We start from the raw sequence: 13,096 nt of genomic DNA, 5'->3' as shown, positions 1-13,096 counted from the left end.
CTTTCGAACCGTGCCAACCCTGACCCGACTGATCCTGGCGCTCGTGCTGATCGGCGCGATTGGCTACGGCGCGGTCTATGCGCTGGCCAATCTGGTTCAACCTGGCGAGCGGGAATACACGGTCCGGATCAAGAAGGACGGCTTTGGCCGCTAGGCAGCAATTGGCAACCGATTACGCCTGCGAGAGCTTTCTGGAGATGCTGGCTGCCGAGCGCGGCGCAGCGCAGAACACGCTGGACAGCTACCGGCGCGATCTTGAGGACTTCGCGGAGTTTCTCGGCAGAACCGCGCCATCCAAGGCAAGCCAGTCCGATATTTCCGCCTATCTCAGCGATCTCACCAATCGCGGCTTCGCAGCCACCTCCCAGGCCCGGCGGCTGTCCGCCCTGCGCCAGTTCTTCAAGTTTCTCTATGCGGAAGGCCAGCGGGAAGACGATCCGACACGCACGCTGTCGTCGCCAAAGAAACGGCAGTCCTTGCCCAAGGTCCTGTCTTTGGAGGAAGTCGACCAGCTGATCTCCACGGCACAGGCCCAGACAGGCGGCTGGCATGCCAGCGATGCCGCCCGCATGCGGGCGCACCGGCTCTATACACTGCTTGAGGTTTTGTATGCCTCGGGCCTGCGCGTTTCGGAGCTGGTGTCCTTGCCAGTGTCCGCCGCCCGCAAGGACGCCCGGCTGATCGAGATCCGGGGCAAGGGTGGCAAGGACCGGCTCGTGCCGCTGTCGCATCCGGCCCAGGCCGCCATGAGGGCCTATGTGAGCGAACGGACTGCGGCGGGGGTTTACGCCAACAGCCCCTGGCTCTTTCCCTCTCATGGCGAAAGCGGACATTTTACCCGTCAGGCCTTTGCAAGGGATCTCAAGGATCTGGCAATCCAGGCCGGGATCGACCCGGCCAAGGTCTCACCCCATGTTCTGCGCCATGCCTTCGCATCCCACCTGCTGCAGAACGGAGCGGACTTGCGGGTGGTGCAACAACTCCTTGGCCACGCGGACATTTCGACCACGCAGATCTACACGCATGTTCTGGATGAGCGGTTGCGGGAACTGGTGGAAAGCGCCCACCCCCTGGCAAGGAACTGAGGCCACGGCGGCGATCCGCAGTGGCCCGCAAGTGCCAAGTGTCAGGACTTATCGCTGAGAGCGTTGATTTTCGCCTGCATTTCAGACAGCTGGCGCTTCATGTCATCCAGATCGGAAGCCGACGCTTGACCGGAAGAGGCTGCCGAACGCTGCTGGGTGGCCGAGGGGGCCGAATCAGTGCCGGTCGAAAAGGGCATGAACATCTTCATGGCCCGCTCGAACATCTCGGTGTTCCGCTTGACCTGATCCTCGATGGCCTCGAAGGCAGTGGCGCCGAAAGCATCAGTCATCTGCGAGCGCAGCTTGTCCTGCTCTTTCGTCAGCGAGCTCATGGAAAACTCCAGGAAGCTCGGGACCAGTCCTTGCATGCTGTCCCCGTAGAAGCGGATCAGCTGGCGCAGGAACTTGATGGGCAGAAGGTTCTGCCCCTTGCCTTCCTGCTCGAAGATGATCTGGGTCAGAACGGACCGGGTGATGTCATCGCCCGATTTCGCATCATAGACGATGAAGTCCTCTTCCCCCTTCACCATCACCGCCAGATCTTCCAGCGTCACATAGGTGCTGGTGCCTGTGTTGTAGAGACGCCGGTTAGCGTATTTCTTGATGATCGTTGGCTCGTTGGTCTTTGCCATTCCCGTCTTCCATTTCCAGGAGCCTCGCGGCAAGTTCCCGTTTGACGACAAGCTGTTCTAGCCAGCCGCCGCCTCCTCCATTCGTTCAGACTAAGCCATTCGGTGCGGGTCTTACCAGCCTTTTCGTGCGGAGCACTGAAAGGATGATGCGCCGCGCAAAAAACGCTGCCCTCATACGTGCCAATGCTGTTGACTTGGCCTTTACCACGGTTTCTAGTCTCCCTAAGGAAAGTGTCTTGCCGCAAACGGATTCAACCCTTGCGGGTAAAGAAACTGTCCAGGAGGAAAACCGGAGACCTATGATGAGCGCTTCCACCGATGTCGTGATTGTTAGTGCAACCCGCACACCCGTCGGCACTTTCAACGGATCATTTGCCAATACCCCCGCACATGAACTGGGTGCGATCGTGCTGAAAGCCGCCCTCGAAAAGGCTGGCGTTTCCGGCAGCGAAGTCGATGAAGTGGTCTTCGGTCAGGTCCTGACCGCAGGTTCGGGCCAGAACCCTGCACGCCAGGCCGCCATTGCCGCCGGCATTTCCGAAAGCGCAACCGCCTGGGGCCTTAACCAGGTCTGCGGCTCAGGCCTTCGCACTGTGGCCATCGCCGCGCAGCAGATCATGTGCGGCGACGCAACAATCATGCTCGCGGGCGGCCAGGAAAACATGTCGCTCTCGCCGCACTGCGCTCCGATGCGCGCAGGCTACAAGATGGGTGACTTCAAGCTCATCGACACCATGATCAAGGACGGCCTGTGGGACGCGTTCAACGGCTACCACATGGGCCAGACCGCTGAAAACGTTGCTGAAAAATGGCAGATTTCCCGCGATCAGCAGGACGAATTCGCAGTTAGCTCCCAGAACAAGGCCGAAGCTGCGCAGAAGGCCGGCAAGTTCAAGGACGAAATCACCGCCGTCACCATCAAGGGCCGCAAGGGCGACACCGTGGTGGAAGACGACGAGTACATCCGCCACGGCGCGACCCTGGACAGCGTCGCCAAGCTGCGCCCGGCCTTCACCAAGGACGGCTCGGTAACTGCAGGCAACGCCTCCGGCATCAATGACGGTGCCGCAGCTCTTCTGATCATGAGCGCGGCAGAAGCTGCCAAGCGCGGCCTGACCCCGCTGGCCCGCATCGCCTCCTGGGCCACCGCCGGCGTCGATCCGGCGCTGATGGGATCCGGTCCGATCCCAGCCTCCCGCAAGGCTCTGGAAAAGGCTGGCTGGTCTGCTGCGGATCTTGATCTCGTGGAAGCCAACGAAGCCTTCGCCGCTCAGGCCTGCGCCGTGAACAAGGACATGGGCTGGAACACGGACATCGTGAACGTCAATGGCGGCGCGATTGCGATTGGCCACCCGATCGGCGCATCCGGTGCCCGTATCCTCGTCACGCTGCTCCATGAAATGGGCCGCCGGGACGCGAAGAAGGGCCTTGCAACACTTTGCATCGGCGGTGGCATGGGCGTCGCCATGTGCCTGGAGCGCTGATTTTTCAACCTTTTACCAACCGGTTCAGACGGAGCGCTGCGGAAAGGCAGCGCTCCAATGGCCCATCTGTCACAACATGCAATGAGGGGACGATCCGGACAACCGGACGCCAGAATTGAGTTTTAGGAGGAAGACATGAGCAAGGTCGCACTGGTTACCGGGGGAACACGCGGTATCGGGGAAGCCATTTCCCGCGGTCTGAAGGCAGCAGGCTACACGGTCGCCGCCACATATCACGGCAACACCGAAAAGGCAGAAGCTTTCAAAGCCGAGACCGGTATCCATGTCTACAAGTGGGATGTCGCTCATCCGGAAGAATGCGCCGCAGGCATCGCGAAGGTCGAAGCGGATCTGGGTCCGGTCGATGTGCTCGTGAACAACGCCGGCATCACCCGCGACGGCATGTTCCACAAGATGAGCTTCGACCAGTGGCGCGACGTGATGTCCACCAATCTGGACAGCATGTTCACCATGACCCGCCCGGTCATCGAAGGCATGCGCGCCCGCTCCTACGGCCGCATCATCAACATTTCCTCGATCAACGGCCAGAAGGGCCAGATGGGTCAGGCCAATTACTCCGCAGCCAAGGCGGGTGTGATCGGCTTCACCAAGGCGCTGGCGCAGGAAAATGCCTTCAAGGGTATCACCGTCAACTGCGTGTGCCCGGGCTACATCAACACGGACATGGTCGCCGCCATGCCGGAAAAGGTCCTGACCTCGATCATCTCCGGCATTCCCGTCGGCCGTCTCGGCCATCCGGAAGAAATCGCCCAGACCGTTGTCTACCTGGCCTCCGACGCCGCCGCCTTCATGACCGGCGCTGTGATGACCATCAACGGCGGTCAATATATCGCCAACGGCTAAGGCGCATCTTCCAAAAGCGTTTGACGGTTTTGGAACGAAGAGTTTGGGCCTGTTTTGTGAATGCAGATCAACATAATAGGCTCAAACAACACCTTCGACCGGCAAATCGAAGGCCGGAGCGGTGGGCTCCGGCCTTTTCTTTTCTGCACCTTTTGATTCAGCCTATTGTTGTGGCTCCGAGGTCCCGCCATTGGTCAGGTATTGCTTCATGCGGGAGAACAGGCTGAAGGAGCGCTGTTGCGGTGTGTCCTCCGGCTCGTCCAGGGCCGTCGCGGAATCGACCGCCATTACCCATGCCGAAATCATTTCGACACGGCCGTCCAGCAATGAGATCTCCTGACGGGCCAACTCTCTCTTGAGACGCCCTTGCAACTCGGCCGACTGATAGACATATGCCCCTTCCCAGCCGCTTCCTGGCGGATAATAGATCATTTGATTTGGGGGAGGTGGCGGCAGGTGGCTGCACATGCCCGCCTCTGGAACGAAATAGCCCCCAAGATCCTTCCCGGCTTCATTAAACAGCGGAATGACAAAGCCCTTTAGTTTCACTGTCTCATTTTCAAGCGCCGGATTTGCCGCCAGTGAGGCAGCCGCCTTCTTCCGCGCCACATCTTCCCGCTGGCTCAGCAGTCCGTCAATATCCACGCCCGCGACCTGCAAGAGGACCTCGTGACGGTCCAGCTCGAACTGGACCTGCCGACGTTCCCCGTCACTGAGCGCACCACCTTTCAGCGCCTGCCGGGACCGCAGGACGATGCCGAGGGAGCGTAACTGCGAGGATGACAAGGCTTCGAATGGATCGTCGAACTGTCCCTTGACCGGATCAACCAGGGCATCCCAAGAAATTTCCGTCGCGGCGGCCGCGTGAGCCAATTGCAAGCCCGCCAGGAAAGACCCGGCACATTCTAGCAAAAAGCAAAAAGCCAAAAACTTGAAACTGAGGGTTCTTGATCTCACGGCCACGTCCAGAGTTGCTTCGGGAAAGACGCTCACCTACCTATATACACAAATCCGGTAGTTCTTTAGTCATCTCGATTGAGGCACAGAGAATGAACCGGTCCCTTTTCTCAGACAAGAGGCCAATCCGGCACATGGAATTTGAACGCGATCCGAACGATCCAGCCCGCAAGGAGCTCCCGCCCCTTCTCAAACTCGCACTGGAACTCGGACCGCTGGCCGTCTTCTTCCTATTCAATGCCCGGGGCGAGCAGATCGTCCAGCTTTTCCCGGCGCTGCAATCCCTCGGCAAACCGATTTTTCTGGCGACAGCCGCCTTCATGGTCGCCATCACCATCTCGCTTGCCGTGTCCTACTGGCTAACCCGCCGCCTGCCGATTATGCCGATGGTGACCGGCGTGGTTGTTCTGGTCTTCGGCGCTCTGACACTTTGGCTGCATGATGACCTGTTCATCAAACTGAAGCCGACCATCGTCAACTGCCTGTTCGGCGCCGTGCTGCTCGGCGGCCTGGTGTTCGAAAAGTCTTTTCTGGGTTATGTCTTCGACAGCGCCTTCAAGCTGTCGGAAGAGGGCTGGCGCAAGCTGACCTTCCGCTGGGGGATCTTCTTCTTCGTTCTCGCCGCCATCAACGAGATTGTCTGGCGCAATTTCTCGACGGACTTCTGGGTCAGTTTCAAGGTTTTCGGCATGATGCCGATCACCCTGGCGTTCACCCTGACCCAGCTTCCGCTCATTCAGCGCTACGCCCTCATGGACGAAGCCAAGGAAGACTGACTTTCAGCTGCCATCAACGGTCGTCGTGACCGAAGGCCACATCCCGGCGGGCGCCGGAGATGGTGATCGAAAAGCCTGCGATCACATCGATCAAGGCGATAACCATCAGGATGAAGAAGATGGAGGTTGCCGCTGGTGCGGCGATCAGAAATTCCACCAGATAGGCCACGAACACCAGCATGGACAGGATGTGGTCCATCAGGGCAGCAGAGCCCGTGCGCGTCGCCTTCAGCATTTCCGCAAACAGCAGAACCAGCGCGAAGGTCAGAAGCACATCCCCCAGCAAAAGCTGAAACTGGGCGCCCGACACCATCTGAACCGCGAATACCTGTTCTTGCCAGGCCGGTGCGTCTGCCCCGCTCCCAAACACAATCACGTTGTAGGCGATCAGCGGGATCAGAGTGAGCGGCAGCGACAGGATGAAACGCATGGGATTTCCCTCCGGGGATTTGGCCTTGGGGCAACGGTCTTCAGGGAAACTAGGCCCTGTGAGGTCAATTGGCAGTCTTCAACCAGCATCTAGACATGAAAAAGGCCGACCCCAAAGGGCCGGCCTTGATCTGTTTGCCATTCGGCAACCCTGAACCTCAGGCGTCGTCCTTGACAGCAAGGATCTGACGGCCCCGGTACATACCGCTCTTCAGGTCAACGTGATGCGGACGGCGAAGTTCGCCCGAATCCTTGTCCTCAACGTAAGCCGGCTGCTTCAGGGCGTCCGTAGAACGGCGAAAACCGCGCTTCATGCGCGAGGTTTTTCTCTTCGGAACGGCCATTTTGTTCTTCTCCGTGGTCCATAGTCGCGCGGCCCGGACCGGGAAAGCCCGGGGCGTGGCATCACGCAGCGTGTTGGAATGGGCGGGGTTATACAGGCAACGCACAGGATTTGCCAGCCCAAAGAGCAAATTTTCTTGCCCCCGCCAGAAGACCGCTCTAGCGGCCCCAGCAGCTGATTGTCACTTATCCAGAACGCAGCCGAAAATCGGCCCGGCCTTGTTTACTCTGGAAAGGTTCGTCGCTGCAAGCCTGCGGTGCCCAGACGAGGGTTTTGCAGGGTTCCGCCCAAGCGGATTTGGCAGGGCCGTGGCGAGCCGGGCGGCCTGTTCGCGGGTCAAGTCCTTTGCCGGAACGCCGTACCAGGCCTGCGCCGCGGCTTCCGCACCGAAGATCCCTTCGCCCCATTCTGCGATGTTGAGATAGATCTCCATGATGCGCCGCTTGGTCAGAACCGCGTCCAGAAGCATCGCCAGCGGAATTTCCAGCGCCTTGCGGACATAGCTGCGGTCACCCCACAGAAACAGGTTCTTCGCCGTCTGCATGGTCAGAGTGCTGGCGCCGCGGGGGCTTTCGCCTTCATTCAGAAGAACGTCCACCTGCTTTTGCAGCGCTTCCCACTCGACCCCGCCATGCGTACAGAAGCCGCTGTCCTCGGACGTGATGACAGAGCGCACAAGATTGGGAGAAATATCCTCCAGCGGACGCCACTGCCGGTCCACCCACAGCAGCTGGGCATAGCGCCCGATCATGAGGGTGCTGATAGGCGGAACGACCGAATAGAGCACAGTCAGAAAGACAGGAAGAACAATCGCCAGGATCAGAAGCCGGACGGCAAGCCTCCGCCAGAAGCGCAGGCTGCCAGCATCGCGCAAGGAGCCGAAGAGCCATCGGGCACGGGCCATGTCCGCTAAGTTCCCCCAATCTCGGCCCCACTTTGTCTGCGGCCCTTTGTCCTCCCTTACCCGATATGCTGCGCGACACAAAGCACATTGGCCAGTTCCCGGCTCCGATTTCACTTTCGGCCCCTGAAAACGGGGGGCTGGGCCTTGACCGGAGCGCTGTTTGGCATCAGGGAAGGCAAAGGTGCAGGCCTTTTCCCTCCTCCTCATGCATGGCAACCTGCGGAGCCCCACGTGACCATAGACATCAAGCAGCTTTTGAAAGTCCGGGCCGATCAGATCGAGCACGTCCTGCAAACTCTGCTGTCTCCCGATCCGCTGGAGCAGGAAACGGCCCGCCCCAGCCGCCTGCTGCAGGCCATGCGCTATGCGGCACTGGGCGGCGGCAAGCGCCTGCGCCCGCTTCTTGTCGTTGAAGTTGCGGCTCTGTTCGGACGCGGCCTGACGGAGACCGACAAGGGATCTGCCCTGGCAGGCGCCGCCCTTGAATTCATCCATTGCTATTCGCTGGTCCACGACGATTTGCCCGCCATGGACGATGACGATCTGCGCCGCGGCCAGCCCACGGTGCACAAGGCCTTTGACGAGGCAACCGCGATCCTGGCAGGCGACGCGCTGCTGACAATGGCCTTTGACGTGATTGCGGAAGACGCGGTTCATGCCGACGCAGCCGTCCGGCTGCGCCTGTCGCGGGAACTTGCCCGTGCCTCCGGCCTAGGCGGCATGGCGGGCGGGCAGATGCTGGATCTGGAATCGGAAAACCGGGACCGCACTGAACGGGAAATCCGCACCCTGCAGGCCATGAAGACAGGCGCGCTGATCCGCTATGCCTGCCGTGCGGGTGCTATCCTCGCGGATGCACCGGAGGACGACGTGACCCGGATGACCCGTTTTGGCGAGACTATCGGCCTTGCCTTTCAGCTGGCCGATGATCTGCTGGACGTCGAAGCCACTCCGGAGACCGTTGGCAAGGCCACGGGCAAGGACGCTGCGGCCGGCAAGGCAACCCTGATCGGACTGCTTGGCATCTCTGAGACTCGGACCGAACTCGCTCAGTTGATGGCCGAAGCACGCACCTTGCTTGCCCCCTATGGCGAACGTGCAGCTGCGCTGGCGGCCATCGCAGCTTACGTGGCAGACCGGAAAAGCTAGCGCTGAGCTTCACCGCGGCAAAGGCGCATGCCACGCTGAATCTGCCGCAGAATGCCAGAAATTAACGAGCTGTTAAGATCCGCTCGCTCTAGTGGTTGAATATCTCTGGGAAAGGATTTCCCAGGTTGCAGGCCGCAGGAGGCGGTGATGTTGTCAGCTGTAGCCAGCACGCTTGGCCGTTACGAGCAGCAGATACGGAATGCTGCCGCGCAACCACGGCAAACCTCAAGCCGTCAGGATGATGACGGATCCGGACGCCAGATTGGCGCCTTCGGTGAAAAACTCATGTCCGTTGCGGAGGATGGCCCTTTCAAGAACCTGTCCAGCGATTTCCTGAAAGACATGGAAAAGGACCTTGAAGTCGGGAACATGCTGAAGCAGGCCGTCGACAGCAGCAAAGACAACCAGCGTCAGGACAGCATCGAGAAAATCAAAAAGCGTATTGCCGAGCTGAAAGAGCGCCTCAAGTTCGCAACGCCCCAGCAAGCCAAAGCCCTGCTGCGGGAACTGAAGCAGATCACCAAGGAGTTCAAGACTGCCGCGCAGTCGCTCTCGGACAGCGGAGGAAGCGCTGGCCAGTTGACCGGCGCGAACGCCATGACGGCCTCAAGCCAGATCTCCGCAGCCAGCCAGACGGAAGCACTGAACATTCAGTCAACAGACGCCGTGCTTCAGGCGACACCGGAGGCACAGGAAGACGGCAGCCTGGAAGCCGCCATCGAGACGCTTCTCGGGCATGACCTGGATCCGGCGGACCTGGAGGTTCTGGCGGCCGGGTTTGCGCAGCTTGAAGAACTCGCAGGAAAGGCCTCTGACCGGAACTCAAGCAATGATGAGGACGGCAACGGGGAAAAGAGCGCGAATGAAGATGGTTCTGGTGAGGATGGCGCCAATTCAGCCGGTGAGAACCAGGAGGTGATAGCCGCGACCATCGCCGTGCGCGAAGTCATTGCCGCCTACACCAGCACGTCCAAGTCCCTGACCAAGAAAGAAGCCACGAGCACCGGCTATGACGGCACGGCGACCCGACGTGCGCAGGCAGACGAATTGCGCAAGATCGCCAAGGAGATCAAGGCCGTGGCAGATCAGATCAAGACCCTGATGAAAAAGGACGACAAGGACCAGAAGGACGACATGAAGAAGGCCATGTCGGATCTGCAAAAGGGCAATGATGCACTCGACAAGTTCGCCCTGCAGCCGGACAGCGTGGCCTCCACGGCCAGCAGCAGTTCCGTGACAGCGGTTCAGGTGGAGCAGACGGCTGCGGTCTATAGCTCGCTGTCCATTGAAGTCAGCGTCCCCGCAAATCCCGTCGCTTGAAGACAGTCAGGTTCCAGACTTTCAGGGCGCTTTCTTCTGGCGGCCGAAGTCTGGCGCATCCGTTTCCTGACCTGCCTCAATGATCGACCGGCGGATACCGCGCGTCCGGGTAAAGAGGTCGAACAAAGCGTCTCCGTCTCCCCAGCGGATCGCGCGCTGAAGCGCCGACAGATCCTCCGAGAACCGCGCCAGCATCTCCAGGATCGCATCCTTGTTGCTGAGGCAGATATCCCGCCACATGGTCGGGTCAGAGGCAGCAAGACGGGTGAAGTCGCGGAAACCGGACGCGGAATATTTGATCACTTCCGAACTCGTCACCGTTTCAAGATCCGCAGCCGTGCCGACGATGTTGTAGGCAATGATATGCGGCAGGTGGGACACGATCGCCAGAACCAGATCGTGATGATCGGCATCCATGGTATCCACATTGGAACCGCAGGCCCGCCAGAAGGTGCTTAGTTTTTCGATCGCAGCCGGATCAATATCCCCTGCCGGTGTCAGGATGCACCAGCGGTTTTCGAACAGCGTTGCGAAACCAGCGTCCGGCCCGGATTGTTCCGTGCCTGCAATCGGGTGTCCAGGAATGAAATGAACGCCCTCAGGCACATGCGGCTGGACCTGACGGAGCACAGATCCCTTTGTCGAGCCAACGTCCGTCAGGATTGCGCCTTGTTTCAGGGCAGGGGCAATCCAGCGGGCAACCGCTTCATTTGCGCCGACAGGCACGCACAGGATAACCAGGTCCGCCCCTTCAACAGCCTGAGCCGCATCCAGATAATAGCTGTCACCAAGATTGAGCTCTTCCGCCCGGCGCAAAGTCGCCTCCGAGCGGGTTGAGACAACGATCTCTCTCGCAAGACCATGCTGGCGGGCAGCAAGCGCGATAGAAGACCCAATCAAGCCGATCCCGATCAGGGTCAGCCGGTCGAACAGCGGGTCAGCCATGGTTTTTCCGTGTACGTTCCGGTGCAGGTTCAGCCGAGAAATTCGGCGATGAGGGACACAAAGGCCTTGTTGGCGGCTTCCGACCCAATGGACATGCGCAGCGAGTTGGGCAGGCCGTAGTTGCCAACCATCCGCACGATGCAGCCCCGCTCGGAGAGATAGGCGTCCGCATCCTTGGCGCGCTTGCCATCCTGATCCGGGAAATGGATCAGGACAAAGTTGCCAACGCTCGGCGTCACCGAAAGCCCGAGCTTTTCAAGCTCCGCGGTCACCCAGGGCAGCCACTTGTCATTGTGATCGATGGCAGCTTCCACGAAAGCCTTGTCCTTGACGGCCGCGATACCGGCAGCCATGGCCGGGCCGCTGACGTTGAACGGGCCACGGATGCGGTTCATCGCGTCGATCATGTGTGCAGGACCAAAGCCCCAGCCGAGGCGCAGATTGGCAAGGCCATAGATCTTGGAGAAGGTGCGGGTCATGAGGACGTTTTCCGCCGTCGCAGCCAGCTCCATCCCGCTCTCATAGTCGTTGCGGCGGACATATTCGGCATAGGCCGCGTCCAGCACCAGAACAACATTGGAGGGAAGACCGGCGTGCAGGCGGCGCACTTCCTCAAACGGAATATAGGTGCCGGTCGGATTGTTCGGGTTCGCAAGGAAAACCATCTTGGTGCGCCCGGTCACCGCACCCAGGATTGCGTCCACATCCGTGGTCAGGTTCTGTTCCGGAACCGGAACCGGCACACCGCCCGCCGCACGAATGGCGATCTCGTAAACGAGGAATCCGTGTGCGCTGTAGATGCCTTCGTCACCGGGGCCCATATAGGCGTTGGTGACCATGCTCAGGATTTCGTCCGATCCGGCTCCGCAGATGACCCGGTCAGGATTGATGCCATAGACTTCGGCAATGGCATTGCGGAGCTCGGAGGAAGATCCATCCGGATAAAGTTCCAGCGCCTTGGCGACTTCCGCATAGGCTTCCTTGGCCTTGGGGCTTGCGCCAAGCGGTGTCTCGTTGGACGACAGCTTATGCAGGGTGACGCCGTGGGTTCCCTTGGACTTGCCCGGCACATAGGCGGCAATATCCATCACACCCGGGCGCGGCTGCGGCCGGTTTGCAGAACCATTCTGGGCAGTCTTTGCAGTAGCGTCACTCATCAAGGTCATCCTTCGGCTGCGGCGGGTTCGAAATCGTCGTCCGCATCGCCTTCAACATCAATCGGCGCACTATAGCCACCGACATTCCTCAAAACATCCGGCTCGGCACCCGCTTCCTCGCAAGCTTTGAGAATTTCCTCTTCGCTCAACTCGGCCGTAACTGCAAGCAGTGCGTCAACACCACTCGCTGACCGGTGAAAACTGATGACCTCTACGCCGTGGCTCATCAGATCCCCAGGGAGAACACCACTCCAGCGCGCGTCATAAACCTTCGTATCGCACTGAACGTCTTCCGAAAGGGCGCGCGACAGCACCAGCGCAGGCATATCTCCAGGACGGCCATCAAGGATCAGGAACGGAAGACGGGCAATGATCTGAGCGCCATCCGCACTCAGCCCGCGCCACCAGGGCAATTCCGAACGGTCTTCAAGAGCGACCAGCCCCAGATCACCAGCCGACGCAGCTACTGCGCCGACGACATCAGCCGCATCATTGCCCGCGAGGATCTCCGGCTCGAAACCATAGTTCAGTCTTGCAAGATCCAGCATATCCGCAAGATCCGCGCTGCCATCAAGATGCAGGCGGAAGCCACCCTGTATCTGCGCCGAGGCCGTGATGATCGTGCGCCAGATATGCTCGATGGTGATCAGCGGCAGAACGCCCTCGTGCCGCTCGACCAGCTGGCGCAGCAGTTCGGCTTCCCGGTCCGGCCGGATCAGAACCCCATCCATCCCGGCAGCGCGCTTCGCGGCGGCAATGCCGGTGCTGATCTGGGCCCGCTCCATCAGGAGCTCATGCAGTTGCGCATCGATTTCATCAATTCGCAGACGCAGCCCGTCCAGGGACGCAGGGCGATTGCTCGTCTTTGTCATGTCGTGTCCCGTGAACCTCTTGTCCGTGAAACAGCCATCCGTGAAACGGGGCCGAAGGTGATTTTGTGGAGCCTACTCATAGGCAGGGCAGAGACCAAAGGCAAAAGAAATCATTGACACCCGGGCGTTGGCGCCCCTAGGTGCATGGTTCCCTGACCGGCCAAAACGGGCGATGGGGA

At 60.0% G+C, this 13,096-nt stretch carries 15 protein-coding genes; 7 read left to right on the top strand and 8 right to left on the bottom strand.

Features of this window, described 5'->3' with window-relative positions; all coding sequences use genetic code 11:
* Positions 1-10: 10 nt before the first annotated feature.
* Together IG616_RS23035 and xerD are read left to right on the top strand one after the other, a co-directional pair.
* Positions 11-154: a hypothetical protein gene (locus tag IG616_RS23035; RefSeq protein ID WP_175558072.1), complete on the top strand. Its 144-nt coding sequence runs from the start codon at positions 11-13 to the stop codon at positions 152-154.
* A complete protein-coding gene (gene xerD / locus IG616_RS08710; protein WP_425504166.1) occupies positions 144-1,085 on the top strand; it encodes a site-specific tyrosine recombinase XerD in 942 nt (313 codons plus the stop codon). The genes IG616_RS23035 and xerD overlap by 11 nt, the downstream gene beginning before the upstream one ends.
* Positions 1,086-1,126: 41 nt before the next feature.
* Here the strand turns inward: xerD and phaR are convergent, their stop codons facing one another.
* Positions 1,127-1,717, bottom strand: a complete 591-nt coding sequence (gene phaR, locus IG616_RS08705; protein ID WP_192147757.1) for a polyhydroxyalkanoate synthesis repressor PhaR — start codon at positions 1,715-1,717, stop codon at positions 1,127-1,129.
* A gap of 302 nt (positions 1,718-2,019) precedes the next feature.
* Here phaR and IG616_RS08700 point away from each other — a divergent pair, with 302 nt between their 5' ends.
* The gene (locus tag IG616_RS08700; protein WP_192147756.1) at positions 2,020-3,201 is read left to right on the top strand and encodes an acetyl-CoA C-acetyltransferase; all 1,182 of its coding nucleotides are present in this window, start codon (positions 2,020-2,022) and stop codon (positions 3,199-3,201) included.
* 135 nt (positions 3,202-3,336) lie between these two features.
* Entirely contained in the window at positions 3,337-4,065 is a 729-nt protein-coding gene (phbB, locus tag IG616_RS08695; protein WP_192147755.1) for an acetoacetyl-CoA reductase, read from the top strand.
* A 162-nt stretch (positions 4,066-4,227) separates the two neighbouring features.
* Here the strand turns inward: phbB and IG616_RS23345 are convergent, their stop codons facing one another.
* Positions 4,228-5,058: a DUF3299 domain-containing protein gene (locus IG616_RS23345; RefSeq protein WP_192147754.1), complete on the bottom strand. Its 831-nt coding sequence runs from the start codon at positions 5,056-5,058 to the stop codon at positions 4,228-4,230.
* A gap of 98 nt (positions 5,059-5,156) precedes the next feature.
* Here IG616_RS23345 and IG616_RS08685 point away from each other — a divergent pair, with 98 nt between their 5' ends.
* A complete protein-coding gene (locus tag IG616_RS08685) occupies positions 5,157-5,798 on the top strand; it encodes a septation protein A (RefSeq protein WP_216863300.1) in 642 nt (213 codons plus the stop codon).
* A gap of 13 nt (positions 5,799-5,811) precedes the next feature.
* Here the strand turns inward: IG616_RS08685 and IG616_RS08680 are convergent, their stop codons facing one another.
* From IG616_RS08680 to mtgA, 3 genes are all read right to left on the bottom strand, one after another.
* Entirely contained in the window at positions 5,812-6,228 is a 417-nt protein-coding gene (locus tag IG616_RS08680; protein ID WP_192147753.1) for a hypothetical protein, read from the bottom strand.
* A 157-nt stretch (positions 6,229-6,385) separates the two neighbouring features.
* Positions 6,386-6,571 (bottom strand): 50S ribosomal protein L32, encoded by a 186-nt coding sequence (gene rpmF, locus IG616_RS08675; RefSeq protein WP_073014583.1) that lies wholly within the window; start codon positions 6,569-6,571, stop codon positions 6,386-6,388.
* A 180-nt stretch (positions 6,572-6,751) separates the two neighbouring features.
* The gene (gene mtgA / locus IG616_RS08670; protein WP_192147752.1) at positions 6,752-7,474 is read right to left on the bottom strand and encodes a monofunctional biosynthetic peptidoglycan transglycosylase; all 723 of its coding nucleotides are present in this window, start codon (positions 7,472-7,474) and stop codon (positions 6,752-6,754) included.
* A 231-nt stretch (positions 7,475-7,705) separates the two neighbouring features.
* Between mtgA and IG616_RS08665 the strand changes: the two genes are divergently transcribed.
* Positions 7,706-8,623, top strand: a complete 918-nt coding sequence (locus IG616_RS08665; protein WP_425504165.1) for a polyprenyl synthetase family protein — start codon at positions 7,706-7,708, stop codon at positions 8,621-8,623.
* Positions 8,624-8,770: 147 nt separating this feature from the next.
* A complete protein-coding gene (locus tag IG616_RS08660; protein ID WP_192147751.1) occupies positions 8,771-9,943 on the top strand; it encodes a hypothetical protein in 1,173 nt (390 codons plus the stop codon).
* A 21-nt stretch (positions 9,944-9,964) separates the two neighbouring features.
* Here IG616_RS08660 and IG616_RS08655 read toward each other — a convergent pair whose 3' ends face one another.
* The 3 genes from IG616_RS08655 to IG616_RS08645 are packed head-to-tail and all read right to left on the bottom strand — an operon-like array spanning position 9,965 to position 12,917.
* A complete protein-coding gene (locus IG616_RS08655; protein WP_192147750.1) occupies positions 9,965-10,888 on the bottom strand; it encodes a prephenate/arogenate dehydrogenase family protein in 924 nt (307 codons plus the stop codon).
* A 29-nt stretch (positions 10,889-10,917) separates the two neighbouring features.
* The gene (gene hisC / locus IG616_RS08650; protein WP_192147749.1) at positions 10,918-12,045 is read right to left on the bottom strand and encodes a histidinol-phosphate transaminase; all 1,128 of its coding nucleotides are present in this window, start codon (positions 12,043-12,045) and stop codon (positions 10,918-10,920) included.
* A gap of 5 nt (positions 12,046-12,050) precedes the next feature.
* Positions 12,051-12,917: a chorismate mutase gene (locus IG616_RS08645; RefSeq protein WP_192147748.1), complete on the bottom strand. Its 867-nt coding sequence runs from the start codon at positions 12,915-12,917 to the stop codon at positions 12,051-12,053.
* Between the last annotated feature and the right edge of the window lie 179 nt (positions 12,918-13,096).

The sequence above is a fragment of the Roseibium litorale genome (assembly GCF_014842915.1).
Classification (GTDB): domain Bacteria; phylum Pseudomonadota; class Alphaproteobacteria; order Rhizobiales; family Stappiaceae; genus Roseibium; species Roseibium litorale.
This window is presented reverse-complemented; position numbering and strand designations above follow the sequence as displayed.